This is a genomic window from Streptomyces sp. NPDC058086 (assembly GCF_042885015.1).
GTDB lineage: Bacteria > Actinomycetota > Actinomycetes > Streptomycetales > Streptomycetaceae > Streptomyces.
The window spans coordinates 57,198-83,091 of record NZ_JBHVST010000041.1 but is presented as its reverse complement, the minus strand read 5'-3'; the positions used below and the strand labels follow the sequence as shown (position 1 = coordinate 83,091).

Genomic DNA, 25,894 nt, shown 5'->3' with positions numbered 1-25,894 from the left:
GGATGCCCCGCTCGGCGTCCACCCCTCACCGTCTTCAGCTTTGCGTCCACCCCTCACCCTCTCAAGCCCCGCAGGGCCCCGTACTCTCCCGTTCGATCAGCCGCGGCACCGGTACCTGTACCGTCCGGGCGGGACCGCCGTCCAGTAGTGCGGTGAGTTCCTGGGCGGCCGTGCGGCCGAACTGGACGGTGTCGCGGGAGAGGGCCGACAGCCAGGGTTTGACCATGCGGCACAGGGGCGAGTCCTCCCAGGCGACGACCGATACGTCGCCCGGTACCAGGAAACCGAGTTCCGTGGCGGCGGCGACGCCGGCGACGGCCATCACGTCGTTGTCGTAGACCAGCGCGGTCGGCGGGGTGCCGCTCTCCAGGACGCGGCGGGTGACGGCGGCGCCCTCCGCGTCCGAGTAGTCCGTGGGGACCGAGCGCACCTCGGTCAGACCCCGCCGCCCGGCCTCCGCCCGCAGGGTGCGGATCCGGCGCTCGGTGTGGGCGAGCCCCGGCAGGCCCGCGATGTGCACGATCCGGCGGTGGCCGAGCGCGTACAGCTCGTCCACCACCGCGGCCATCGCGCCCGCGTCGTCCGCCCAGACGGTGGAGATCCCCGGATGTCCCGCGTCCGGTACGCCGCCGATCACCACGGCGGGCAGACCCAGCTCTTCCAGCAGGCCCGGACGCGGATCGTCGGTCCGCGGGTCGACGACCATGACGCCGTCCACGCGGTGCTCGGCCCACCAGCGCCGATAGACCGCGCACTCGTCGGCCACGTCCTCCACCACCTGGAAGAGCAGGCCGAGATGACGCTCGGCCAGCACCTCCTGGATGCCGGAGATCAGCTGCAGGAAGAACGAGTCCACGCCCAGGGTGTCGGCGGGACGGGCCACCACGAGACCGACCGTCGCCGCGCCCTCGCCGGACAGCTGGCGCGCCGCCGTGCTCGGCCGCCAGCCCAGCTGTTCGGCTACGCGGCGGACCCGGTCGCGGGTGATCTCGGAGACCCCGGGCCTGTCGTTGAGCGCGAAGGAGACCGCGCTCTCGGAGACCCCGGCGCGCTGCGCGATGTCCTTCATCGTCGGTCGGCGCGCGGGTGACCGCTTGGCTGGCAACCCTGTTCCCCGTTCTGCTGAGCTGGTGTACTAATGCGCTTGAGCTGAGGCAATCTAAAGCGCATTAGTGATCGATTGCAAGAGGCTGGGGGAACGTCTGTGACCAGCCACGTTGTGGCACTAATGAATTTAGCTGGGCCAAATCCATTGACTTGCCCCGCGAGTTGGCTGCAAGGTCTGCCCCGGCACCGTTACCCCTGCTGCAAGAGGAGTCCCATCCGTGCGCATCTCCCGCAGAGCTCTCGCCGCCGCTGCCACCGTCGCCGTTCTCCTGCCGCTGAGTGCCTGCGGTTCCGGGAGCGACGGCAGTGGCTCGACGGACGCCTCCGGCAAGGTCGAGGGCGACATCACCTTCCAGACCTGGAACCTGAGAGCCAACTTCAAGCCGTACTTCGAGGGCGTGATCGCCGACTTCGAGAAGAAGTACCCCGGCACCCATGTGAAGTGGGTCGACCAGCCCGCCGAGGGCTACGCCGACAAGATCAGCGCGGACGCGGCCGGCGGCACCCTGCCCGACGTCGTCAACGTCTCGCCGGACCTCGTCGCCCCGCTCGCCAAGGCGGGCCTCGCCCTCGACCTCGACAAGTCCGCCGCGCAGTACAAGAAGGAGTACCTGGACGGCGCCTGGGCCAGCCACCAGATACCGGGCATGACCGGCACGTACGCCTTCCCCTGGTACCTCAACACCGGCCCGCTCTTCTACAACAAGTCCCTCTTCAAGGAGGCAGGACTCGACGCCTCCAAGCCGCCGACGACGTACGACGAACTCTTCGCCGACGCCCTGCAGCTCGCGAAGAAGAGCGACGGCCAGGTCGCCACGCTCGCCAACGTGCCCACCGTCGAGGACTTCGGCCGCTACGGCGTCGAGCTGATGAACAAGGAAGGCACCGCTTTCGCCTTCAACGACGCCAAGGGAGTCGAACTCCTCACCAAGTACAAGGAGTTGTACGACGCGAAGGCGCTCGACCCGCAGGCGCTGACCGCGACCCCGGAGTCCTCGGGCAAGAAGTTCCTCACCGAGGCCGTCGCCATGAACCCCGGCAGCGCCCTGGACCTCGGCAACTTCAAGAAGCAGGCCCCGAACCTCTACAAGAACATCGGCATCACGGACCAGATCACCAGCACCGGCAAGGTGAACATGTACGTGATGGGCGTGATGGTCAACTCGCGCACCAAGCACACTCCCGCCTCGGTCGCCTTCGCGCACTTCGTCACCGACGCGCAGAACCAGATGTCCTTCGCCAAGAAGGTCGCGATCTTCCCGAGCACCGCGGGCTCGCTCGACGACCCGTACTTCACCAAGGAGGACGGCACCGACGAGACGCGCGTGCGGATCGCCGCCGCCAAGTCCCTGAAGAACGCGGTCAACTACACGCCGGTCCTTTTCAGCGAGCAGATGAAGACCGCGCTGCGCAACGAGGTCGCGAAGGCCCTGCAGGGCAAGGAGAGCCCCAAGACGGCTCTTGACAACGCTGTCAAGGCCTGTGACACGCTGCTCAAGCAGCAGGGCTGAGCGGGGCCATGGCGAGTCCCTCCGGCACCGCCCGGGTACGGCGCCAACTGCCCACCAGTCCCTGGCTGTTCGCCGCTCCCGGCCTCCTGGTCGTGGGCGTGTTCATCCTCTATCCGTTCGTCTCGACCGTGGTCAACGCCTTCACCGACCGCCGCACCCTGATCCCGGGCACGTTCGTGGGCCTCGCCAACTTCCGCGAGCTGCTGCACGACGACATGTTCTGGATCGGTCTGCGCAACAGCACGCTGTACGTCCTCGGGGTCGTCCCCGCGCTCGTCCTGCTGCCGTTGCTGCTCGCGCTGCTGGTCCAGAAGAACATCCCCGGCATCACCTTCTTCCGGTCGGCCTTCTACACCCCGGTGGTCGCGTCCATCGTCGTGGTCGGTCTGATCTGGGTGTGGCTCCTGGACGAACGCGGCCTGGTGAACTCGCTGTTGGAGTCGATCGGCGTCGGCAGGGTCGGCTTCCTCAGCGACCAGTGGCTGCTCCTGCTGAGCGCCATGGCCGTCACGGTCTGGAAGGGCCTCGGCTACTACATGATCATTTATCTGGCCGCGCTCGCCAACGTGCCACGCGAGCTGCACGAGGCCGCGTCGGTCGACGGCGCGGGCGCGGTCCGGCGCTTCCTCACGGTCACCGTGCCCGCCGTCCGCTCGACCATGGTGCTGGTCGCCGCGCTCTCCTCGGTCGCCGCCTTCAAGGTGTTCTCCGAGGTGTACCTGATGGCGGGCCCGGACGGCGGACCGGCGGGCGAGGACACCACCCTCGTCATGCTCGTCCAGCGCACCGGCACCGGACTGACCGGCCGGGTCGGCTACGCCTCCGCCATCTCGGTCGTCGTCTTCGTCGTCACCGTCGCGCTGATGCTGCTCGTGCTGCGCGCCGACCGAAAGGAGGACGTGTGAGCGCGCCGGAGGGAGGACGCGTGAGCGTGCAGGAAGGAGGACGTGTGAGCGTGCGGGGAGAAGGACGCGTGAGCGTGCCGGAGAAGGAGCGTGTCGCCGAACGGCATCCGCCGGCCGAGCGCGGGCCCCGTCGCCGCCGTATCACCGACGAGCACGGCCGCCGTGTCCGCGGCTGGGAACTCGCCCTGCGCTACCTGCTGTTGCTCGCCGTCCTCGCCCTGACCGTCGGCCCGTTCCTGTGGCAGCTGTCCACCTCGCTCAAGGGCCCGACCGAGGACATCTTCAGCTCACCGCCGAAGTTCCTGCCGGGCGACCCCACGCTGCACAACTACAAGCGGGTGGCCGACACCATCCCCGTCTGGGACTACGCCTTCAACTCCCTGAAGGTCGCGGGCGCCAATGTCGTCACGAACTGCGTCGGCTCGGCCCTCGCGGGCTACGCCCTGGCCCGCCTGCGCTACCGGGGCAGGCGGGTGGCGACCCTCGTCTTCATCCTCGCGATGCTGGTCCCCGTCGAGGGCATCATCATCGCCCAGTTCACCACCATGCGTGAGCTCGGCCTGAACAACACGCTCATCGGGGTCGTCCTGCCCGGCTGCGTCGGCGCGATGAACGTCCTGCTGATGCGAGGCGCCTTCCTCAACCTGCCCTACGAGATCGAGGAGGCGGCCTTCGTGGACGGCGCCAACACCTGGCAGCGGTTCCTGCGGATCGCGCTGCCCTCGGTGAAGGGCACGCTCGCCGTCGTCGCGATCTTCGCCTTCATGGGCGCCTGGGACGACTTCCTGTGGCCGCTCATCGTGCTCAGCGACCCCTCGAAGTTCACCCTCACCATCGGCCTCAACTATCTGCACGGCACCTTCGCCAACGACGAACGGCTCGTCGCCGCGGGCACGATCATCGCCGTGGCGCCGCTCATCGCCCTCTTCGCCTGCCTCCAGCGGTACTTCTTCCGCGGGGTGGGGGAGGGCGCCGTCAAGGGCTGACCCCCCGCACCCCCGATTCGCTTCGCAAGGATCCTGCATGCCTTCTGCCGTGCGCTTCGGCGTCAACTACACGCCCAGCGAAGGGTGGTTCCATCACTGGCTCGACTTCGACCTCGACTCCGTACGCGCCGACCTCGACTCCATCGCCGCGCTGGGCCTCGACCACATCCGGGTCTTCCCGCTCTGGCCCTACTTCCAGCCCAACCGCGCGCTGATCCGCCCGCGCGCCGTCGAGCAGCTGCTCCAGCTCGTCGACGCGGCCGGAGAGCGGGGGCTCGACGTCAACGTGGACGGTCTGCAGGGGCACCTGTCGAGCTTCGACTTCCTGCCCGCGTGGACGCGGACCTGGCACCGGCGCAACCTGTTCACCGACCCGGAGGTCCTCGACGGCCAGGCGGCCTATCTGCGTACGCTTGCCGCGGCCCTCGCCGACCGCCCGCACTTCATCGGCATGACGCTCGGCAACGAGGTCAACCAGTTCTCGGCGGGCCCGCCCCATCCGGACCCCGACCGGGCGAGCAGCGCCCAGATCGACGACTGGCTGGAGCGGATGCTCGCCGCCTGCGAGGAGGGTGCCCCCGGCAGGCTGCATCTGCACGCCGAGTACGACGCCACCTGGTATCAGGACGACATGCCGTTCACCCCGGGCCAGGCCGCCCGCCGCGGCGCCGTCACGGCCGTACATTCCTGGGTCTTCAACGGCACCGCCCAGCGGCACGGCCGTACCTCCGTGCCGACCGAACACCACGCCGCGTATCTGATCGAGCTGAGCAAGGCCTGGGCCGACGACCCGCACCGGCCCGTCTGGCTCCAGGAGGTCGGCGCACCCGCCCCCCTGATCCCGCCCGAGCACGCCGCCGCCTTCACCGAGGCCACCGTCGCTGCCGCGCTGGACTGCCCCGACCTGTGGGGCATCACCTGGTGGTGCTCCCACGACGTCTCCCGCGACCTCGCCGACTTCCCTGAACTCGAATACGGGCTCGGCCTGTTGACCAACGACCGGCGCCCCAAGGACAGCGCGCGGACGCTGGCCCGCGCCGCCCGCGAGCACCACCACACGCCCGCCCCCCGCACCACGGCGCTGATCGTCCCTGCCGACCCCGCCGTCCGCTCGCTGTGCGCCCCGGGCGGCCCCGTCTTCGAGGCGTTCTTCCGGCTCACCGCCGACGGCGCCCGCCCCACCACCGTCCTCGACGTGCGCGCGGACGACAAGGAACACCTCGCCGCGCGCGGCATCACCGAAGTCGTCAGTCCCGATCAGGTACTCCCCATCCCACAAGGAGAAGCCCGCTCGTGAACCCCACCAGACGCACCGTCCTGCTCGCCGGCGCGGCCGCCGCGCTGCTGCCCGCCCTGCCCGGTCTGCCCGCGGTCGCGGCGACGAAGGCCGCCGCGACCGCGGCACCGCCGTACGCCTCCTACTGGTACCCCGACTCGCTGCCCTCGGGCGCCCCGGGCACCGGTATCACCTGGCACAGCCTCAAGGCCTGGAGCGCCGCCACCGACACCGACCTCGCGTTCAACGCGTCGACCGTGCCGCTCGCCGCCCGCTTCACACCGACCCCGGCCAACACGACGGCCCGCAGCGGACAGGCCCGTATCCAGTCCCTCGTCTCCTTCGGCCCCACGTCGAGCAACCCCTCGCAGGGCGCCGCCACCGCCGACTACTACGCCCTCACCCACTGGGCGTACCTGGACGAACTCGTCTTCTGGGGCGGCTCGGCGGGCGAGGGCCTGATCCTCGCGCCGAACGCTCCGATCGTCGACGCGGCTCACCGGCACGGCGTGCCCGTCCTCGGCAATGTCTTCCTGCCGCCCGTCGCCTACGGCGGACAGGTCCAGTGGACCCGCGACCTGGTGCAGAAGGACTCCACCGGGCACTACCCGCTCGCCGCGCAGCTCGTCGCGGTGGCGGCGGCGTACGGCTTCGACGGCTGGTTCATCAACGCCGAGACGAGCGGCGGGAACACCGCGCTCGCCACCGCCATGCTCGGCTTCATGAACGAGCTCAAGACGCTCGGGACGGCCCGGGGGCAGCGCGTCACCTGGTACGACGCGATGACCGTGAACGGCTCGGTGAGCTGGCAGGGCGCCCTGAACAACCAGAACAAGACGTTCTTCCAGGCCGCCGACTCCATGTTCGTCGACTTCCGCTGGTCCCAGAGCAGCCTGGCCTCCTCCGCGACGACGGCCCGGCAACTCGGGCGCAGTCCTTACGAGTTGTGGGCAGGCGTCGACGTCGAGGCGGGCGGCACGGGCGCGTCCGTCAATTGGGACGCCATCGTCCCGAGCGCCAAGGCCCACGTCACCTCCCTCGGCTTCTACCGGCCCGAGTGGACCCGCAACCATCTGCCCGCGAGCCGTACCCCAGGCGACTTCCACGCCGCCGACGACCTGTTCTGGACCGGCTCCTCCCTCGACCCCTCCAAGCCCGGCACGAGCGCGAGCTGGCGCGCCCCGGCCGTCTCCGTCGCCGACCGCTCGACGGTCGCCTCCGTTCCCTTCGCGACGGTCTTCAACACCGGCCACGGACTGAAGTGGTACGAGGACGGCGAGGCCACCTCGGACACGGCCTGGAACCACCTCGGCCTCCAGGACCGGCTGCCCTCCCGCCGCTGGGTCGTGCGCACGACCGGACAGCGCCCCGCCGTCACCTTCGACTTCGCGGACGCCTGGCGGGGCGGGAGCAGCCTGCTCGTCGACGGCGCCCTCGACGCGCCCACCACGCTGGACCTGTACGCGACCAGGCTGCCGCTCACCGTGGACACGGTGGTCGAGCTCACGTACCGCACGGACGCGGGCGCCGCCGCCGTGGAGCTGGCCGTCGCCACCGCCGAGCCGAGCGCGGCGGGCGGGGCGCCCCCGTACACGTACTTCCCGGTCACGGCCTCGGGCGACGGCTGGGGGACCGCCACCGTGCGCCTGACCGGACTGAGCGGGACCGTGCACGCGCTGGGCGTACGGCTGACGGCGAGCAGTGGTCCGGTGCGCTGGCGCCTGGGCGGGCTCGCGGTCCGCGATGCCGTGCTCACCCCCGCCGCACCCACCGACCTGCGCGTCACCGGCGCCGACGGGGGAAACCTGCGTTTCGCCTGGCAGGGCGCCCCCGGCGAAGTGCGCCATTACGAGCTGTACCGGACGCTCCCCGACGGCACGCGCCGCTTCCTCGGCGGCACCTGCCAGAGCGCGTTCTACGTCGGCGGTCTCACCCCCGAGCAGGGTGAGTCGGCCGGGGGGTTCGAAGTGCGCGCGGTGGGGGAGCTGTTCACCGTCTCGACCGCCGCCACGACCACCCACACCTGGTAGCAGTACCACCTTCCCGCATCGTCTTCACCCCACGGAGCACCCCATGCATGACGACCGCACCCTGGTCGAAGCCCGCCTCAAGCGCGTCCTCGACGAGCGCATCCGACCCGCCGTGTACCCCGAGTCCGTGCCGCTGGAAGTCGCGGTGTGGCACGCGCCCGGTGAGCCGGTGCCCGTCGCCGAGGGGCTCGCGGCCACACCCGAGCCGATCGAGGTGGGTGCGCGCTGGGGCGCTCCGTGGGGCACCAGCTGGTTCCGGGTCACCGGGACCGTCCCGGAGGCCTGGGCCGGCCGGACGGTCGAGGCCCTGCTGGACCTCGGCTTCGACGAGAACATGCCCGGCTTCCAGTGCGAGGGGCTCGTCTACCGGCCCGACGGCACCCCGGTGAAGGGCCTCAACCCGCGCAACCAGTGGGTGCGGATCGGCGCCCCGGTCGGGGGCGGCGAGGAGGTCCGGCTGCACGTCGAGGCCGCCTCCAACCCGGTGATCCTCGACTACCACCCCTTCCTGCCCACCCAGTTGGGCGACAAGGAGACCGCGGGCAGCGAGCCCCAGTACACCCTCACCCGGATGGACCTCGCCGTTTTCGACGAGACCGTGTGGGAGCTGGTGCTCGACCTGGAGGTCCTCGGCGAGCTGATGGCCGAGCTGCCGGTGGAGTCGGCACGGCGCTGGGACATCCTGCGCGCGGTGGAGCAGGCGCTCGACGCGGTCGATCTCCAGGACGTGGGCGCGAGCGCCGCAGCGGCCCGCGCACGGCTGGCCGGGGTGCTCGCCGAGCCCGCCGTGCCGTCCGCGCACCGCATCAGCGCCGTCGGGCACGCGCACATCGACTCCGCGTGGCTGTGGCCGCTGCGCGAGACCGTCCGCAAGGTGGCGCGGACCACCTCCAACATGACCGCGCTCATCGAGGACGAACCCGACTTCGTCTTCGCGATGTCCCAGGCCCAGCAGTGGGCCTGGGTGAAGGAGCACCGGCCCGAGGTGTGGGCACGGGTGAAGAAGGCGGTCGCGGAGGGGCGGTTCGTGCCCGCGGGCGGCATGTGGGTCGAGTCGGACACCAACATGCCGGGCTCGGAGGCGATGGCCCGTCAGTTCGTGCACGGCAAGCGGTTCTTCCTCGACGAGTTCGGCATCGAGAACGACGAGGCCTGGCTGCCGGACACCTTCGGCTTCGCCGCCGGACTCCCGCAGATCATCAAGGCGGCGGGCTCCAAGTGGCTGCTCACCCAGAAGATCTCGTGGTCGCAGACCAACAAGTTCCCGCACCACACCTTCCAGTGGGAGGGCATCGACGGCACCCGCATCTTCACGCACTTCCCGCCCGTCGACACCTACAACTGCTCCATGCGGGGCAGCGAACTCGCCCACGCGGCCAAGAACTTCAAGGACAAGGGCGTCGCCCGGCACTCCCTCGCCCCCACCGGCTGGGGTGACGGAGGCGGCGGCACCACCCGCGAGATGGTCGCCAAGGCGGCCCGGGTCCGTGATCTCGAAGGCTCCGCCACCGTGGTGTGGGAGACCCCGGCGGAGTTCTTCAAGAAGGCCGAGGCCGAGTACCCGAACGCTCCCGTCTGGGTCGGCGAGCTGTACCTCGAACTGCACCGCGCCACGCTCACCAGCCAGGCGAAGACCAAGCAGGGCAACCGCCGCAGCGAACACCTCCTGCGCGAGGCCGAACTCTGGGCGGCGACCGCGGCCGTTCGGACCGGATTCCCTTACCCTTACGAGGAGTTGGACCGCATCTGGAAGACGGTCCTGCTCCACCAGTTCCACGACATCCTGCCCGGCTCCTCCATCGCCTGGGTGCACCGGGAGGCGCGCAGGACGTACGAGCGGGTCGCCGAGGAGCTGACCGGCATCATCGACGTGGCGCAGCGGGCGCTGGCGGGTGAAGGCACCACGGAGCTCGTGTTCAACTCCGCGCCGCACAGCAGGGACGGGGTCCCGGCGGGCGGGGCCCTGCCCGCCGCCGTCGCGAGCGAGGTGGCGCTCGCGCCGCGCGTAGGCGGTGGCCACGTCCTCGACAACGGCCTCCTGAGGGTCGAGATCGACGCCCGGGGCCTCGTCGTCTCCGCCTACGACCTCGACGCCGACCGCGAGACGATCGCTCCGGGACGCGCCGCGAACCTGCTCCAGATCCACCCCGACTTCCCGAACATGTGGGACGCCTGGGACGTCGACGAGTTCTACCGCAACACGGTCACCGACCTGGTCGACGCCGACGAGGTCGTGCCTGGTGAGGACGGCGTGTCGGTGCGGATCGTACGGTCCTTCGGCGCGTCGCGGGTCACCCAGGTGCTGTCGCTCGCGCCGGGGGAGCGGCGGCTCGGCATCGACACCGAGGTCGACTGGCACGAGACGGAGAAGTTCCTGAAGCTCGCCTTCCCGCTCGACGTGCACGCGGAGCGGTACGCCTCCGAGACGCAGTTCGGGCACTTCTACCGGCCGACGCACACCAACACGTCCTGGGAGGCGGCCAAGTTCGAGGCGTGCAACCACCGGTTCGTGTACATGGAGGAGCCGGGCTGGGGTGTCGCGCTCGTCAACGACTCGACGTACGGCCATGACGTGACCCGTACCGTCCGCGACAGCGACTCCGGTACGACCACCACCGTCCGCGTCTCGCTGCTGCGCGCCCCGCGCTTCCCCGACCCCGAGACCGACCAGGGCGTCCACCGCTTCCGGCACGCGCTGGTGCCGGGGGCCGGCATCGGGGACGCGGTGCGCGAGGGGTGGCGGATCAATCTGCCGGAGCGGCGGCTGAGCGGCGGGCGTGAGGTCGCGCCCCTGGTGGAGGTGGCGCAGGACGCGGTCGTGGTGACCGCGGTCAAGCTCGCCGACGACGGCAGCGGGGATGTGGTCGTACGCTTCCACGAGTCCCGGGGCGGGCGGACCAAGGCCACGCTGACGGCCGGGTTCGGGGTCGGTGACGTCGCCGTGACCGACCTGCTGGAGCGGCCCCTGACCGATGCGGCCACTCCGCGGCGTGACGGCGACCGGATCACCCTGTCGCTGCGCCCCTTCGAGCTGGTGACCCTGCGGCTGACGCGTGTCTGAGCGGTGCGTGTCTGAGCGGTGCGTTCTTGAGCGGGGGCGTGCCTGACCCCTTCCCGGGCTGCGGATCCGGCTACTGCGTGAGCTGGGTCCGCAGCCACTGCTCGACCTCGCCCACGTGCGCGGCGGCGGCCGCCCTGGCCGCCTCCGGGTCGTGGGCCACCAGCGCGCGGTGGATCGCCGCGTGCTCGCGGCGCGTCCGCTCGAAGGCGCCCTCCTCCTCGTAGCCCCGCCAGACCCGGGCACGGAACGTGCGCGAGGACAGGCCCTCCAGGATGGCGGCCATGGTCTCGTTGCCCGCGGCGGCCGCGATCTCGCGGTGGAAGGCCAGGTCGTGGGCGAGGATCTCCTCCGGGTCGTCCGTCGCGTTCATCGCCATCAGGTGTTTCTCGACCTCGGCGAGCTGGTCGGCCGTGATCCGCGCCGCGGCCAGTGCGGTCGCCGTCGACTCCAGGATCCGCCGTACCTCCAGCAGCTCGACCAGCCGCGGCCCGCGCGAGAGGTCGGCCACCACGCCGAAGGTCTCCAGCAGGTCCCCGGCCTCCAGCTGGGTGACGTAGATGCCCGAGCCGTGCCGGGCCTCCAGTACACCGAGGACCGTGAGCGCGCGGATCGCCTCGCGCATCGAGCTGCGGGACATGCCCAGCTGAGCGGCCAGATCACGTTCGGTCGGCAGGCGCTGCCCGGGCTCCAGCCGGCCCTCGCCGATCATCGCCTTGATCCGCTCGATGGCGCGCTGCGTCACGGTGCCCTTCTGCGGGGCCGACTCGTCCACGCCGTCTCCTCCTGTTGCCGGGTGCGCCGCAGTCTAACCACCAGAGTGGTCGGACCACTACGGCTGATAACGCGGAAATTTTGGCGCACGGGGGTGTTGCGGAGGCGAAGTGGTCTGATAAATATTCGTCCCGGTTGAGCGGGACGCTCGGCCACGCACCGTCACACCCGATCGATCTCGCTCAACGAGGAGCCGTCAGATGGCCGGCAGAAACGTGCGGAACACGCGAATTGCGTCGCGGGCAGTGCGTGCGGCGGCTGCGGCCGCCTGCGCGACCCTCGTGCTCGCGGCATGCGGCAGCACCAAGGACTCCGTGTCGTCGGGCAGCGGGGGCACCGGCAAGGTCGGGGTGATCCTGCCTCTGCTGACCTCGCCGTTCTGGCAGTCCTACAACGACTACGTGCCGAAGATGGCGAAGTCCGAAGGGGTCGACGCCCTCAAGACCGTCAACTCCAACAGTGACCCGTCCCAGCAGATCACCGACATCAACAACCAGCTCAACCAGGGTGTGAAGGGCCTCGTCGTGGCCCCCCTGGACAGCGCCGCGATCGCCGCCGGGCTCGACCAGGCCGAGCGCAAGGGCGTGCCCGTGGTCGCCGTCGACGTGGCGCCCGAGAAGGGCAAGGTCGCCATGGTCGTACGCGCCAACAACGTTGCCTACGGCGAGAAGGCCTGCGAGTACCTCGGCAAGCAGATCCCCTCCGGCAAGGTCGTACAGATCATGGGCGACCTGGCCTCCGTCAACGGCCGGGAGCGCTCCGAGGCCTTCCGCACCTGTGTGCAGAAGAACTACCCGAAGCTGAAGGTCCTGGAGATCCCCGCCAAGTGGGAGTCCGACACCGCGGCCTCCAAGCTCGACACCCTGCTGAACGCCAACCCCGACATCAAGGGCATCTACATGCAGGCGGGCGGCGTCTACCTCGCGCCGACCCTGCAGACCCTCAAGTCCAAGGGCATGCTGAAGAAGACCGGTCAGGCGGGCCACATCACGATCGTCTCGAACGACGGCATCCCGCAGGAATTCGACGCCATCCGCAAGGGCGAGATCGACGCCACCGTCTCCCAGCCGGCCGACGCGTACGCCAAGTACGGCATGTACTACATCAAGGCCGCGATGCAGGGGAAGACGTTCAAGACCGGCCCGACCGACCACGACTCCGAGATCGTCAAGCTGCCCAGCGGCATCCTGGAGGACCAGCTGCCGGCGCCGCTGGTGACCAAGGACAACGTCGACGACCCCAAGCTCTGGGGCAACACGGTCAAATGAGCACCCCACTGGTGGAGGCGCGGGGGATAGCCAAGCGGTACGGCCCCACCGTCGCCCTCCAAGACGGCCGGCTCACCGTGCTCCCCGGTGAGTCCCACGCCCTCGTCGGGCGCAACGGCGCGGGCAAGTCCACCCTCGTCACCATCCTCACCGGCCTCCAGGCCCCCGACGAGGGCGAGGTCCGCTTCGACGGCGAGCCCGCGCCCGCGCTCACCGACCGCGACGCCTGGCGCCGCAAGGTGGCCTGCGTCTACCAGAAGCCCACCGTCGTACCGGAACTCACGGTCGCGGAAAATCTCTTCATCGCCGATATCCACGCCGGCAGGCGAACCGGGCACGGCATCAGGTCCGGCCGGGGGTCCGGGGGTTGTCCCCCGGGAGAACACAGCATCAACCGGCAGCCCGTCGGGCGCGGCGGCTTCATCAGCTGGCGCAGGCTGCGGGCCGAGGCGGCGCAGGTCCTGGACACCTGGGACGTGCATGTCGACCCGGAGGCCCGCACCGCCGACCTCAAGGTCGAGGACCGCCAGATGGTGGAGATCGCCCGGGCGCTCAGCTTCGGCGCCCGGTTCATCGTCCTCGACGAGCCGACCGCGCAGCTCGACAACCGGGAGATCGAACGGCTCTTCACCCGGATGCGCGCGCTCCAGGAGTCCGGTGTCACCTTCCTGTTCATCTCGCACCACCTCCAGGAGGTGTACGAGGTGTGCCAGACGGTCACCGTGCTGCGCGACGCCCGCTGGATCACCACCGCGCCGGTCGCCGAACTCCCCCGCACGGCCCTGGTGGAGGCCATGGCGGGGGAGTCGATCGCCGAGCGGACCGTCACGCACCAGTCCGTCGCCGCGGACGCCCCGGTGCTGCTCGACGCCCGGGGGCTCACCTCCGACGCGTACGAGGACATCGACCTCACCGTCCGTCGCGGCGAGGTCGTCGGCCTCGCCGGCTCCAGCGGCAGCGGCAAGATCGAACTCGCCGAGTCCTTCGCCGGACTGCACACCCCGACCGGCGGAACGGCTCAACTCGACGGTGAAGGGATGCCGTTCGGTGACGTGCAGGCCGCGCTCAAGGCGGGCGTCGCCTGTGTCCCGCGCGACCGGCACGAGCAGGGTCTCGTCTCCGGGATGACCATCGGCGACAACACCACCATGAGCGTCCTGAACCGGCTCGGCCGCTACGGCTTCATCGGCGCCGCCCGCAAGCGCGGCTTCGCCACCGAGCTGATCGAACGCCTCGACATCCACACCGAGGGCCCCGAACAGCCCGTCTCCGACCTCTCCGGCGGCAACGCGCAGAAGGTCGTCATGGCCCGCGCCCTCGCCTCCGACCCCCGCCTCCTCGTCCTCATCAACCCCACCGCCGGCGTCGACGTGAAGTCCAAGGAGTCACTGCTGTCCCGGATGGACAGCGCCAGCGAGGACGGCACCGCCGTGCTCGTCGTCTCCGACGAACTCGACGACCTGCGCCGCTGCGACCGCGTCCTCGTCCTCTTTCACGGCCGTGTCGTCGCCGAGCACCCGGCGGGCTGGCACGACCACGAGCTGATCGCCTCCATCGAAGGAGTGGACCATGGCTGACACGAAGGCCCCGTCGGCCTCGTCGCCCACCTCCGCGCGCGTCCCCGACGCACGGGCCGCCAAGACCGTACTGCTCCGCAGGGCCCGCGAACTCGCCCTCGTACCAGCCCTGTTGGTGCTCCTGGTGCTCGGCGCGATCGTCAACGACTCGTTCCTCACCGAACGGAACCTGATCTCCATCCTGGGGGCCTCGGCGGCGCTCGCGATGGTGGTCCTCGCCGAGTCCCTGGTGCTGATCACCGGCAAGATCGATCTGTCGCTGGAGTCGGTGGTCGGCATCGCGCCCGCCGTCGGCGCCCTGCTGGTGCTGCCGTCCGCGCAGTCCGGCTGGGGCACGGAATGGTCGGCCGCGCTCGCCCTCGTCGCGATCCTCGTCGTGGGCGGAGTCATCGGCGCCTTCAACGGCATCCTCGTGGTGAAGTTCAAGCTCAACGCCTTCATCGTCACCCTCGCGATGCTGATCGTCCTGCGTGGCCTGCTGGTCGGCGCCACCAAGGGCAAGACACTGTTCGGCATGCCCGACGCGTTCTTCTCACTGGCCACCTCCACCTTCCTGCGGGTCCCGCTGTCGGTGTGGCTGGCCGCGGTCGCCTTCGGCGTCGCTGGACTGATCCTCAAGTACCACCGGGTCGGTCGCGCCCTGTACGCCATCGGCGGCAACGCGGAGGCGGCCCGCGCCGCCGGTATCCGCGTCGACCGGATGCTGCTCGGCGTCTCCGTCGTGGCCGGCGTCCTCGCCTCGGTCGGCGGGATCATGCAGACCGGGTACGTCGGCGCGATCAGCGCCAACCAGGGCAACAACATGATCTTCACGGTGATGGCGGCGGCGGTCATCGGCGGCATCAGCCTGGATGGCGGCAAGGGCACCATGTTCGGCGCCCTGACCGGCGTACTCCTCCTCGGCGTGGTGCAGAACCTGCTCACGCTCGCCCAGGTGCCGTCCTTCTGGATCCAGGCCATCTACGGCGGAATCATCCTGGTCGCCCTGATGATCGCCCGCGTGACCACCGGCCGCGCCCAGGACTGACCCCCCTTCGTCTTCGTACGGATCCAAGGACCCACGGATCCACGGACCCCTCCGTACGCCCCTGTCCCGGACCGAAAGGCCTCCCGTGTCCCCAACTGCCGCCCGTATCACCGCGGTCGACACCTACGACATCCGTTTCCCCACCTCGCGCGAGCTCGACGGCTCCGACGCGATGAACCCGGACCCCGACTACTCGGCGGCGTACGTCGTGCTGCGCGGCGACGCGGCGGACTGTCCCGAGGGGCACGGCTTCACCTTCACCATCGGGCGGGGCAACGACGTCCAGGTCGCCGCGATCGAGGCGCTGCGCGGGCATGTGGTCGGACGCTCGGTCGACGAGCTGTGCGCGGACCCGGGCTCCCTCGCCCGGGACCTGATCGGGGACAGTCAGCTGCGCTGGCTCGGGCCCGAGAAGGGCGTGATGCACATGGCGATCGGCGCCGTCGTCAACGCCGTGTGGGACCTGGCCGCCAAGCGCGCCGAGAAGCCCCTGTGGCAGCTGCTCGCCGACGCCGAACCGGAGTGGCTGGTCCGTCAGGTCGACTTCCGCTACCTCACGGACGCCCTCACACCCGAGGAGGCGCTCGAACTGCTCCGTCGTGGCCGGGACGGCGCCGCCGAGCGCGCCGCGGTCCTCCGGAAGAGGGGCTTCCCCGCCTACACCACCTCGCCCGGCTGGCTCGGCTACAGCGACGAGAAGCTCACCCGCCTCGCCGCCGAGGCCGTCGCCGGCGGCTTCCGGCAGATCAAGCTGAAGGTGGGTGCCGATCTCGCGGACGACGTACGCCGCTGCCGGGTCGCCCGCTCGGTGGTCGGCCCCGACATCCGGATCGCCATCGACGCCAACCAGCGCTGGAACGTGGACGAGGCGATCACCTGGACCAAGGCCCTCGCCGAGTTCGAGCCCTACTGGATCGAGGAGCCCACCAGTCCCGACGACGTCCTCGGCCACGCCGCCGTCCGGGAGGCCGTCGCCCCCGTCAAGGTCGCCACCGGCGAACATGTCCAGAACCGTGTCGTCTTCAAACAGCTCCTCCAGGCCGGCGCCATCGACGTCCTGCAGATCGACGCCGCCCGCGTCGCCGGCGTCAACGAGAACCTCGCCATCCTGCTTCTCGCGGCCAAGTTCGGCGTGCCCGTCTGCCCGCACGCCGGCGGGGTCGGCCTGTGCGAACTCGTCCAGCACCTGTCGATGTTCGACTTCGTGGCGCTCTCCGGCACCACCGACGACCGGGTCATCGAATACGTCGACCATCTGCACGACCACTTCCTCGACCCGGTGGTGATCAGGCAGGGTCACTACACGGCACCCACCGCGCCGGGCTTCTCCGCGACCATGCGGCCTCAGTCCATCGCGGAGTTCACCTACCCCGGCGGCACCTTCTGGGCCGCCGACCTCGCCCAGCAGAAGTCCGACGGTCAGACGAGCGAAAAGCAGAAGGGGGAAGCGGCGTGAGTGCCGACTTCGAAGGACTCAAGGCGCTGGTGACCGGTGGCGCCTCCGGCATCGGCCGCGCCACCGCCGAGCTGCTCGCCGCCCGTGGGGCGCGGGTCGCCGTCCTCGACGTGGACCCCTCGACGGTCGAGAAGCCCCTGCTCGGCTTCCGCGCCGACGTCGCCGACGACGCCTCCGTACGCGGGGCCGTGGCCGCGGCCGTCGCGGACCTCGGCGGACTCGACGTGCTGATCAACAACGCCGGGATCGGCGCCCGGGGCACCGTCGAGGACAACGCCGACGACGAGTGGCACCGGGTCCTGGACGTCAACGTCGTCGGTATGGTCCGTACCGCCCGCGCCGCCCTGCCCCACCTGCGGCAATCCGCACACGCGGCGATCGTGAACACCTGCTCCATCGCCGCCACCGCCGGGCTGCCGCAGCGCGCCCTGTACTCCGCCACCAAGGGCGCCGTCCTCTCCCTCACCCTCGCCATGGCCGCAGACCACCTCCGCGAGGGCGTCCGCGTCAACTGCGTGAACCCCGGCACCGCCGACACCCCCTGGGTCGGCCGCCTCCTCGACGCCGCCGCCGACCCGGCCGCCGAACGGGCCGCGCTGGAGGCCCGCCAGCCCTCCGGCCGCCTGGTCTCGGCGGACGAGGTCGCGGGAGCCATCGCCTACTTGGCGAGCCCGCTGTCCGGCGCCACCACCGGCACCGCCCTCGCCGTGGACGGCGGCATGCAGGGACTGCGACTGCGGCCGGTGGGCCAGTGAGCACGCTCGGAAGGCGCACGCTCGGGAGGAGCGGCGTCGAAGTCAGCGCCCTGTCCTTCGGCGCCGCGGGCATCGGCAACCTGTTCACCGCCATCAGTGACGAACAGGCGTACGAGGCCGTGGACGCCGCCTGGTCCGGGGGCATCCGCTACTTCGACACCGCCCCGCACTACGGCATCGGCCTCTCCGAACGCCGTCTCGGCGCGGCCCTGCGCGATCGCCCCCGCGCCGAGTACACCCTCTCCACCAAGGTGGGCCGTCTGCTGGAGCCCACGGGCGCGGACGCGGGCGGCGACGACCTGGCCGACGGCTTCGCGGTGCCCGCCACGCACCGCCGCGTCTGGGACTTCAGCGCCGAGGGCGTACGACGCGGCATCGAGGCCGGCCTCGAACGCCTCGGCCTGGACCGCGTGGACATCGTCTACCTCCACGACCCGGACGACCACGCCGAGCAGGCTTTCCACGAGGGCTACCCGGCCCTGGAGAAGCTCCGCTCGCAAGGGGTGGTCGGCGCGATCGGCGCGGGCATGAACCAGGCCGAGATGCTCACCCGCTTCGTCCGCGACACGGACGTGGACGTGGTGCTGTGCGCGGGCCGCTACACCCTGCTCGACCATGCCGCGCTGACCGAGCTGCTGCCCGCCGCCCAGGAGCGCGGCACCTCGGTGGTCATCGGCGGCGCCTTCAACTCCGGCCTGCTGGCCGACCCGAGGCCCGGAGCGACGTACAACTACGCGACGGCCCCGGCGGAGTTGCTGGACCGCGCCCTGCGGCTGAAGGAGATCGCGGAGCGGCACGGCACCACCCTGCGCGCCGCCGCGCTGGCCTTTCCCGCCGCCCACCCGGCCGTCGCGAGCGTCCTGGTCGGCGCCCGCTCGGCGCCCGAAGTCCGGGACTGTGTCGCGCAGTTCGCGTCGCCGGTGCCGGAGGAGTTCTGGCGGGAACTGCGTGAGGCGAAGCTGCTGCCCGAGGACGCCCCCCTACCCGTACCCCCACAGGACCCGTCATGAGAGTCGCCCTGCACACCAAGGTCCGCGCGGACCGTACAGCCGCGTACGAGGCCGCCCACCGAGAGGTCCCCGAGGAGCTCACGACGGCCATCCGCGCCGCCGGAGCCACCTCCTGGACGATCTGGCGCAGCGGCACCGACCTCTTCCACGTCCTGGAGTGCGAGGACTACGGGCGCCTGCTCGCCGCACTGGAGAAGCTGCCGGTCAACATCGCCTGGCAGGCACGCATGGCCGAACTCCTCGACGTCGTGCACGACTACTCCGGCGAGGGCGCGGCCGCGGGGCTGCCCGTCGTGTGGGAGCTGCCGTGAGGGTGGACGCGCACCACCACGTGTGGGACCTCGCGGTCCGCGACCAGGACTGGATCACCGGGCCCGAACTCCGGCCACTGCGACGTGATTTCGGCGTGGCGGACCTCGCACCGCAGGCACGGGCCGCCGGGGTCGACCGCACGGTCCTCGTACAGACGATCACCGTGCTCGAGGAGACCCCGGAGTTCCTCGCCCTCGCGGCGGAGAGCGAGTTGATCGGGGGTGTGGTCGGCTGGACCGACCTGACCCGGCCGGACGTCGCCGACGAGCTGGCCCGGCTGCGGGAGCTGCCGGGCGGCCGCCATCTCAAGGGCATCCGCCACCAGGTGCAGGGCGAGCCCGACCCGGAGTGGCTGCTGCGTGCGGACGTACGGGACGGGCTCGCCGCCGTCGCCGAGGCGGGCCTCGTCTACGACCTGGTCGTGCTGCCGCATCAGCTGCCCGCCTGTGTCCGGGCCGCCGCCGACCACCCCGAACTCACCTTTGTCCTCGACCACTTGGGCAAGCCACCGATCGCCACGGGCGCGCTGCAACCGTGGGCGACGGCCGTCCGGGGCCTGTCCGCGCTCCCCAATACCGTGTGCAAACTCTCCGGCATGGTCACCGAGGCGGACCTCGCGAAGTGGACGGTCGACGAGCTGCGCCCCTACGCGGACACGGTCCTGGACGCCTTCGGGCCCGGCCGGCTGATGTTCGGCTCCGACTGGCCGGTGTGCACGCTGACTGCGTCGTACGGCCAAGTGGTCCATGTGGCCGAGGAGTTGACCGGAGAGCTTGGCGCGGAGGAACGCGCCGAGATCTTCGGTGGCACCGCCACCCGTGTCTACCGGCTCTGACCCACCGGCCCGATCTGCCGTTTCTGATCCACCGCCTCTGATCTACCGGCTCTGATCCACCCACTCCAGCCGCATCGGCGGCAGGAACTCCCGCACATACGTCCGGTGCCAGCACGCGCCCGTCTCCCGCAGCTCATGCCACGTCGTGTAGCGGTAGCGGTAGAGGCGGGCGCGGACGTACCTGGGCGGGGCGTCCGCAGGGAACGGGGAGCGGCGCAGCAGCCGTAGCGTGTCGCGGTCGTTCTCCAGGAGCCGTTCGACCAGGCCCGTGAACCAGGAAGCGGCGTACGCGGGGGAAAGTGCCGCGAACCACATCAGCCAGTCGAGCCGCAGATGGTAAGGCGCGTACTGGCGCGGCCAGTGGCGGAGATCGCCCGGTTTGCCCTTGAACTCGTACTCCTTCCACTCCGAGTCCTCCCGCGGCAGGGGATCCGCCGTGCCCTCCACGACCACCTCGTGGCGCACCCGGCTGACGCTGCCGAACGCGCCGTAGGTGTTGACCAGGTGCAGCGGGTCGAAGGAGCGGTTCATGACCTGGCGTCGGGAGATCAGGTTGCGGGCGGGGCGGTAGCTGAGGGCCACCAGGCCCGTGGCGACCGCGAGGACCACGATCTCATACCAGAGGGGCGGGCCGGCCACGTGCGGGGGAGTGGTGGGGAACTCGATCGCGGAGAGGGCCAGCACGATGGTGGTCCAGTTCAGCCAGGCGAAGTTGCCGGACAGGACCAGCCAGAGCTGGGTGAGGACCATCAGCGACGCGGCTGCCGTCGATACCGGCTGCGGGGCGAAGAGGAGGACGGGCACGACGAGCTGGGTGAAGTGGTTCGCCGCCACCTCGACCCGGTGGAAGGGCTTGGGGAGGTGGTGGAAGAACCAGCTCAACGGTCCCGGCATCGGCTGGGTCTCGTGGTGGTAGTCGAGGCAGGTCAGCTCCCGCCAGCAGGAGTCCCCGCGCATCTTGATCAGCCCGGCGCCGAACTCCACGCGGAACAGCACCCAGCGCAGCAGGAAAAGGACGACGACCGGCGGGGCCACCTCGTCGTTGCCGAGGAACACGGCGAGGAATCCGACCTCCAGGAGCAGGGACTCCCAGCCGAACGAGTACCAGGTCTGGCCCACATTGACGATCGACAGGTACATCGCCCAGGGCACCAGCCACAGCACCATGGCCCCCCAGAGCGGGAGCCGCTGGTCCAGGCCGGCGATCAGCGCCGCCGACACCGCGCAGCCCGCCCAGGCCCAGGCCGCGAAGAAGCGGTCCGAGTAGCGCAGGTGGAACACGCTCGGCGCGTCGCGGAACGCGACCCGCGCCACGAACCGCGGCACCGGAAGCATCCCCCGCTCCCCGATCAGCGCACGGAACTGGAGCGCCGCGTCCAGGAAGGCGACGAGGTACAGCACGGCCAGGGCCCGCTGGAAGACCAGCCGGCTCAGCCAGTAGTCGGGGGCGACGAACCACTCCACGCGAGCCACTCCTCTTCCCTCGGCTTCCATTGTGACGCTGGGTGACCGTCTCCGCTTGCGTGAGCCAACTGGGCAGCGCAGACAATAGTGGACGAAATGCCCTGAGTGACCGGGGGATCGTGGTGCAACGGGAGGAAGCAGTGCAACGGGAGAACGTGGTGCGACAGGAGAACAGCGTGGTGCACATACCCACCCGAGCCTTCGTCATGGCCTGCGCGCTCTCGGCGGCGCTCCTCGTCGCCGGGTGCGGCGGCCGGGGCGGCGAGGGCGCGGCGCCCGGGGCCGGTGGCGGTGAAGTCTTCCTGCAGTCGGTCGCCGGCGGTGGTCCCGACCCGTTCACCGCATCCACGGCCGCCGACTCGCCGTCCGTCACCCGAATGCCGTACCCGGCGGCACCCGCGAACCGTGGCTCCGCCCCGCAGGGCGTGCGCTCCTTCTCCGGCTCCACGCCCGGCCTCTACGGCGGCACCCGGGCCGTCGGCAGCTGTGACGTCGAGAAGCAGATCGGCTTCCTCGCCTCGGAACCCGGCAGGGCGCGCTCCTTCGCGCAGGCCGCGGGCGTCTCCCGGGCGGCCGTCCCGGACTTCCTGCGCGGTCTGACCTCGGTCGTGCTGCGCGCCGACACGCAGGTCACCGACCACGGCTTCCGCGACGGCCGGGCGACCAGCTTCCAGTCGGTCCTCCAGCGGGGCACCGCGGTCCTCGTCGACAACCGGGGCATGCCGCGCGTGCGCTGCGCCTGCGGCAATCCGCTGAACCCGCCCGTCGTGTCCAGGACGACCCCGGGCACGCAGGGGCGGCCCTGGTCCGGTTTCCGTCCTGGCAACGTTGTCGTGGTGACCCCGGCGTCCACGGCGATCAGGAACATCACGATCATCGACATCGTCGACAACAGGTGGATCGAACGGCGGATCGGCGACGACGGCCACCGGGACGTCGTCCTACGGCCGCCGGTCTCGGCCGCGAGCCCCGGCCGTCGTGCCGACACGAGCCCCGGTACGAGCCCCGGTACGCGCCCCGGTGCGAGCCCGAGCGCGATTCCGGAGCAGAGCCCGCGGACGGGCCCCTTCGCGGACAAGCCGCCGTCCGACTGCGTGACGCCCACCCTGACCGTCACCCCGGACGGAACCCCGGGCATGCGGGACGGTGGGGCGCTGACGGAGGCCCCGGTGGCCGCGGTTTCGGACTGTTCCCGGCCCACCACGACCGCCCCCCCGACGGTCCCGCCGACCGCTCCGACGACCCCACAGCCCGATATCTCCCTGCCGCCCCTCGCGCCGCAGACCCCCGCTCCCACCTCCACGGAGACCGACCGGAACGTCCCGCGGGACCCCCTCGCCCCGCTGGACCCCTCGGAGGACGAGATCGGCCCCGACACCGTTCCGGAGATCCCCGACCTGCCCGACGGCGGTGGCCTGATCCCCGACGAGTCACCCGATGCGGACACCGTCTTCGACGCCCCGACCGACGTATTCGACGGCTGAGCGCCGAGTGATCGGGGGAGCCCGAATCCGGACTCCCCCGAAGTCGAATTCCGGACTTCCCAGAAGTCGAATAATTGGCCGAATGCTGGCAAGGTGGGCGCATGGTTGATCGGGGAGCGAGCGCCCTGTCCCTCCCGGACGACTGGCCCGCCCACCCGGATCCGATCCTGGCGCTCAACCGCATGGGCAGCTTCGACTGGGACCTGGACACCGGTCTGATGCAGATGGACGCCCAGGCCCACGAAGTCTTCGACGTGCGTCCCGAGGAGTACGACGGCCGCCCCGAGACCCTGTCCCTGCGGGTGCCCGCGACCGAGGGGATCCGTCTCGACACGCTGGTCTCGCACGCCCTCAAGGACGGCAGCGAGAACTACGGCGCCTATTTCCGCATCCGCTGCCGCGACGGCTCACTGCGCTGGACCCACACTCAGGGCTACATCCGCCGCGACGGGACGGGCCGGCCACGCCGGATCATCGGCATCGTCCGCGACGCCACGCAGGAACTCGGCGAGAGCGCGGCGCGCCGCGAACAGGCGGCCCAGGACGAGGCGCGGCGCCAGCAGACGAACGTCGTGCAGATCACCACGGCCGCCCTCGCCCACGCCCGCACCGTCCAGGACGTCATCGACGTCCTCAAGGACTCCCACGGCCTCACCCACCTCGGCGCGACGAGCCTGGTCATGGGCCTGGTCGAGGCCGGACGCATACGGCTGGTCGCAGAGGGCCCCGAGGGCAGCTTCGTCCCCGGCACCCTGGTCACCCGCATCGACGAGCAGTACCCGATGAGCGAGGTCGTACGTACCCTCGCCCCGCGCTTCATCGAGTCGCCCGAGGACTTCGCCGATTCGTATCCGATGCTGTGGCCGCACATCACCGACCTCAAGATCACCTCGGCCGCCTACCTGCCGCTCATCGCGCAGGCTCGTCCCATCGGCGCGATGGGGCTGCTCTACAACGACCGGCGCGGCTTCTCGTCGGAGGAACGCAACGTCCTCGTCGCGCTCGGCAGCAGCATCGCCCAGAGCCTCCAGCGGGCCATGTTCTACGAGCAGGAGAAGGACCTCGCGCAGGGCCTCCAGCAGGCCATGCTGCCGCGCTCCATACCGAACGTGCCTGGCGCGGACATCGCCGTCCGCTACCGTTCCGCCTCCCTCGGCCGGGACATCGGCGGCGACTGGTACGACGTGATCCCGCTGCCCGGCGGCCGCGTCGGCGCCGTCATCGGGGACGTCCAGGGCCACGACACCCATGCCGCCGCCGTCATGGGCCAGTTGCGGATCGTGCTGCGGGCCTACGCCGCCGAGGGGCACACCCCCGCCACCGTGATGGCCCGCGCCTCGGTCTTCCTGCACGAACTCGACACCGACCGCTTCGCGACCTGCCTGTACGCGGAGGCCGACCTGTCCACCGGAGTCGTCCAGCTGGTGCGGGCCGGCCACATCGACCCGCTGATCCGGCAGAACGACGGCACCTGCCGCCGGCAGTCCGTCGAAGGGGGCCTGCCGCTCGGTCTGTCCGCCTTGTTCGGGCGCCTCGAATACCCCGTCGACACGGTCGAACTGGACCCCGGGCAGACACTGATGCTGTGCACCGACGGCCTCGTCGAGCAGCCCGGCGTCGACCTCGACGAGGGCATGCACACCCTCATGGAGCTGATCCGCTCGGGCCCGGACGACGTACGTGACCTTGCCGACCGGCTCATCGACGTGGCGGAGGAACGCGGCGGCGACGACGACGTGGCCCTGCTGGCGCTGCGCCGCCGCGGCCCCGGGCCCCAGCAGTCCGGCGGGCGGCTCCAGCAGCATGTCGCGCCCGGCGACTCCGAGGCGCTCATCGAGGCCCGGCACATGATCCGGGCCGCGGTCCGTGCCTGGGGCGGTGCGGAGCGGGCCGACGAAGTCGAACTGGTCGCCGACGAGCTGATCACCAACGCCCTCATCCACACCGAAGGCGCCGCGATCGTCACCCTGCGGGTCCTCAGCGGCCCGGGCCGTCGGCTGCGCGCGGAGGTCGAGGACTCCTCCAGCGCCCTGCCGCGCCGCCGAGAGGCGGGCGAGTCCGGCGTCTCCGGCCGCGGGCTCCTGCTGGTCGACCGCCTCGCCGATGTCTGGGGCGTGGAGGCACGCGGCGGCGGCAAGTGCGTGTGGTGCGAGTTCCTGGTCCCGGAACGGGACTGACCGACTGTCGCGGGGGACCGGCCGGCGTTGCCTCAAGAGGTGGGTGGTCCGGATGGTGTTGTCGGTGGGGATTGGCACTCTGGAGCCATGCCGGAACTGCCAGAGGTCGAAGCGCTCAAGGACTTCCTGGCCGACCATCTCGTCGGCCGCGAGGCCGTGCGCGTGCTGCCCGTCGCCATCAGTGCCCTGAAGACCTACGATCCGCTCGTCACCGCCTTCGAGGGCCGCGAGGTGACCGCAGTGCGCCGGCCGGCAAGTTCCTCGACATCGAGGCCGACGGACTGCGCTTCGTGACCCACCTGGCCCGCGCGGGCCGGCTGCACGGGAAGGACACGCTGCCCGACGGCCCGCCCCGCCCCGGCGGAGATCCCCGGCGTGGCCCGCCTCGGTCCCGACCCTCCCCCAGTGCCTGAAGAGCCTGGGGGACCCCCAGCCGCCGACTTCGACGAGGCACGGTTCGCCCGGCTGCTCGCGGGTGAGCGCCGCCAACTCAAGGGCGCACTCCGGGACCAGAGCCTGATCGACGGCGTGGGAAACGCGTACAGCGACGAGATCCTGCACGCCGCCAGGATGTCCCCCTCCAAGCCGGCCGCCTCACTGACCCCCGAGGAGACGACCCGTCTCTACGAGGCGCTGCGGTCCACGCTCACCGAGGCCGTGGAGCGCTCCCACGGTCTGGCGGCGGGGCGCCTCAAGGCGGAGAAGAAGAGCGGGCCCCGGGTGCACGGCAGAACGGGTGAGCCGTGCCCGGTGTGCGGCGACATCATGCGCGAGGTCTCCTTCAGCGATTCCTCGCTGCGGTACTGCCCGACCTGCCGGACGGGAGGCAGGCCACTCGCGGACCGCCGGTTGTCCCGGCTGCTCAAATAGCCCGGGAGCAGC

General features: G+C 70.8%; 19 protein-coding genes and 1 pseudogene. 17 read left to right on the top strand and 3 right to left on the bottom strand.

Annotated features, from left to right (window positions below):
• Positions 1–61: 61 nt before the first annotated feature.
• The gene (locus ACFVWD_RS28820) at positions 62–1,105 is read right to left on the bottom strand and encodes a LacI family DNA-binding transcriptional regulator (RefSeq protein ID WP_389600228.1); all 1,044 of its coding nucleotides are present in this window, start codon (positions 1,103–1,105) and stop codon (positions 62–64) included.
• A gap of 220 nt (positions 1,106–1,325) precedes the next feature.
• On the opposite strand from ACFVWD_RS28820, the gene ACFVWD_RS28815 reads away from it, so the two are divergent.
• From ACFVWD_RS28815 to ACFVWD_RS28790, 6 genes are all read left to right on the top strand, one after another.
• A complete protein-coding gene (locus tag ACFVWD_RS28815; RefSeq protein WP_389600226.1) occupies positions 1,326–2,618 on the top strand; it encodes an ABC transporter substrate-binding protein in 1,293 nt (430 codons plus the stop codon).
• An 8-nt stretch (positions 2,619–2,626) separates the two neighbouring features.
• The gene (locus tag ACFVWD_RS28810; protein WP_389600224.1) at positions 2,627–3,523 is read left to right on the top strand and encodes a carbohydrate ABC transporter permease; all 897 of its coding nucleotides are present in this window, start codon (positions 2,627–2,629) and stop codon (positions 3,521–3,523) included.
• A 68-nt stretch (positions 3,524–3,591) separates the two neighbouring features.
• Positions 3,592–4,509, top strand: coding sequence for a carbohydrate ABC transporter permease (locus ACFVWD_RS28805; RefSeq protein ID WP_389600222.1), 918 nt, complete (start codon positions 3,592–3,594; stop codon positions 4,507–4,509).
• Between the two features lie 37 nt (positions 4,510–4,546).
• The gene (locus tag ACFVWD_RS28800) at positions 4,547–5,806 is read left to right on the top strand and encodes a glycosyl hydrolase (protein WP_389600221.1); all 1,260 of its coding nucleotides are present in this window, start codon (positions 4,547–4,549) and stop codon (positions 5,804–5,806) included.
• Positions 5,803–7,815: an endo-beta-N-acetylglucosaminidase gene (locus tag ACFVWD_RS28795; RefSeq protein ID WP_389600219.1), complete on the top strand. Its 2,013-nt coding sequence runs from the start codon at positions 5,803–5,805 to the stop codon at positions 7,813–7,815. Before ACFVWD_RS28800 ends, ACFVWD_RS28795 begins: the two co-directional genes overlap by 4 nt.
• Before the next feature lie 43 nt (positions 7,816–7,858).
• Positions 7,859–10,876, top strand: coding sequence for an alpha-mannosidase (locus tag ACFVWD_RS28790; protein ID WP_389600218.1), 3,018 nt, complete (start codon positions 7,859–7,861; stop codon positions 10,874–10,876).
• Positions 10,877–10,946: 70 nt separating this feature from the next.
• Here the strand turns inward: ACFVWD_RS28790 and ACFVWD_RS28785 are convergent, their stop codons facing one another.
• Positions 10,947–11,648 carry a FadR/GntR family transcriptional regulator gene (locus ACFVWD_RS28785; RefSeq protein ID WP_101402329.1) on the bottom strand — a complete coding sequence of 234 codons (702 nt, stop codon included), beginning with the start codon at positions 11,646–11,648 and terminating at the stop codon, positions 10,947–10,949.
• Positions 11,649–11,847: 199 nt separating this feature from the next.
• Here ACFVWD_RS28785 and ACFVWD_RS28780 point away from each other — a divergent pair, with 199 nt between their 5' ends.
• From ACFVWD_RS28780 to ACFVWD_RS28745, 8 genes are all read left to right on the top strand, one after another.
• A complete protein-coding gene (locus ACFVWD_RS28780) occupies positions 11,848–12,915 on the top strand; it encodes a sugar ABC transporter substrate-binding protein (protein ID WP_389600217.1) in 1,068 nt (355 codons plus the stop codon).
• Positions 12,912–14,492, top strand: a complete 1,581-nt coding sequence (locus ACFVWD_RS28775) for a sugar ABC transporter ATP-binding protein (protein WP_389600215.1) — start codon at positions 12,912–12,914, stop codon at positions 14,490–14,492. The genes ACFVWD_RS28780 and ACFVWD_RS28775 overlap by 4 nt, the downstream gene beginning before the upstream one ends.
• Entirely contained in the window at positions 14,485–15,519 is a 1,035-nt protein-coding gene (locus ACFVWD_RS28770; RefSeq protein WP_389600213.1) for an ABC transporter permease, read from the top strand. The genes ACFVWD_RS28775 and ACFVWD_RS28770 overlap by 8 nt, the downstream gene beginning before the upstream one ends.
• An 85-nt stretch (positions 15,520–15,604) precedes the next feature.
• Positions 15,605–16,975: an L-fuconate dehydratase gene (locus ACFVWD_RS28765; RefSeq protein WP_389600211.1), complete on the top strand. Its 1,371-nt coding sequence runs from the start codon at positions 15,605–15,607 to the stop codon at positions 16,973–16,975.
• Positions 16,972–17,730, top strand: a complete 759-nt coding sequence (locus ACFVWD_RS28760) for an SDR family NAD(P)-dependent oxidoreductase (RefSeq protein ID WP_389600209.1) — start codon at positions 16,972–16,974, stop codon at positions 17,728–17,730. The genes ACFVWD_RS28765 and ACFVWD_RS28760 overlap by 4 nt, the downstream gene beginning before the upstream one ends.
• Entirely contained in the window at positions 17,727–18,740 is a 1,014-nt protein-coding gene (locus tag ACFVWD_RS28755; protein WP_389600207.1) for an aldo/keto reductase, read from the top strand. Before ACFVWD_RS28760 ends, ACFVWD_RS28755 begins: the two co-directional genes overlap by 4 nt.
• Positions 18,737–19,051, top strand: a complete 315-nt coding sequence (locus ACFVWD_RS28750) for an L-rhamnose mutarotase (protein WP_389600205.1) — start codon at positions 18,737–18,739, stop codon at positions 19,049–19,051. Before ACFVWD_RS28755 ends, ACFVWD_RS28750 begins: the two co-directional genes overlap by 4 nt.
• The gene (locus ACFVWD_RS28745; protein ID WP_389600203.1) at positions 19,048–19,887 is read left to right on the top strand and encodes an amidohydrolase family protein; all 840 of its coding nucleotides are present in this window, start codon (positions 19,048–19,050) and stop codon (positions 19,885–19,887) included. Before ACFVWD_RS28750 ends, ACFVWD_RS28745 begins: the two co-directional genes overlap by 4 nt.
• 42 nt (positions 19,888–19,929) lie before the next feature.
• On the opposite strand, the gene ACFVWD_RS28740 is transcribed toward ACFVWD_RS28745, so the two are convergent.
• Positions 19,930–21,351 carry a lipase maturation factor family protein gene (locus tag ACFVWD_RS28740; RefSeq protein ID WP_389600202.1) on the bottom strand — a complete coding sequence of 474 codons (1,422 nt, stop codon included), beginning with the start codon at positions 21,349–21,351 and terminating at the stop codon, positions 19,930–19,932.
• A 176-nt stretch (positions 21,352–21,527) separates the two neighbouring features.
• Here ACFVWD_RS28740 and ACFVWD_RS28735 point away from each other — a divergent pair, with 176 nt between their 5' ends.
• The 3 genes and pseudogenes from ACFVWD_RS28735 to ACFVWD_RS28725 all read left to right on the top strand — a co-directional run bounded on the left by ACFVWD_RS28735 (position 21,528) and on the right by ACFVWD_RS28725 (position 25,882).
• The gene (locus ACFVWD_RS28735; protein WP_389600201.1) at positions 21,528–22,835 is read left to right on the top strand and encodes a DUF6777 domain-containing protein; all 1,308 of its coding nucleotides are present in this window, start codon (positions 21,528–21,530) and stop codon (positions 22,833–22,835) included.
• A 101-nt stretch (positions 22,836–22,936) separates the two neighbouring features.
• The gene (locus tag ACFVWD_RS28730) at positions 22,937–25,012 is read left to right on the top strand and encodes a SpoIIE family protein phosphatase (protein WP_389600199.1); all 2,076 of its coding nucleotides are present in this window, start codon (positions 22,937–22,939) and stop codon (positions 25,010–25,012) included.
• An 87-nt stretch (positions 25,013–25,099) separates the two neighbouring features.
• Positions 25,100–25,882: pseudogene (locus ACFVWD_RS28725) on the top strand (DNA-formamidopyrimidine glycosylase family protein).
• Positions 25,883–25,894: the final 12 nt, after the last annotated feature.

Bases quoted from the DNA above. Each gene is read 5' to 3' on its own strand.
- ACFVWD_RS28810 (WP_389600224.1), top strand. From the start codon at position 2,627: ATGGCGAGTCCCTCCGGCACCGCCCGGGTACGGCGCCAACTGCCCACC.
- ACFVWD_RS28800 (WP_389600221.1), top strand. From the start codon at position 4,547: ATGCCTTCTGCCGTGCGCTTCGGCGTCAACTACACGCCCAGCGAAGGG.
- ACFVWD_RS28790 (WP_389600218.1), top strand. From the start codon at position 7,859: ATGCATGACGACCGCACCCTGGTCGAAGCCCGCCTCAAGCGCGTCCTC.
- ACFVWD_RS28780 (WP_389600217.1), top strand. From the start codon at position 11,848: ATGGCCGGCAGAAACGTGCGGAACACGCGAATTGCGTCGCGGGCAGTG.
- ACFVWD_RS28775 (WP_389600215.1), top strand. From the start codon at position 12,912: ATGAGCACCCCACTGGTGGAGGCGCGGGGGATAGCCAAGCGGTACGGC.
- ACFVWD_RS28770 (WP_389600213.1), top strand. From the start codon at position 14,485: ATGGCTGACACGAAGGCCCCGTCGGCCTCGTCGCCCACCTCCGCGCGC.
- ACFVWD_RS28750 (WP_389600205.1), top strand. From the start codon at position 18,737: ATGAGAGTCGCCCTGCACACCAAGGTCCGCGCGGACCGTACAGCCGCG.
- ACFVWD_RS28730 (WP_389600199.1), top strand. From the start codon at position 22,937: ATGGTTGATCGGGGAGCGAGCGCCCTGTCCCTCCCGGACGACTGGCCC.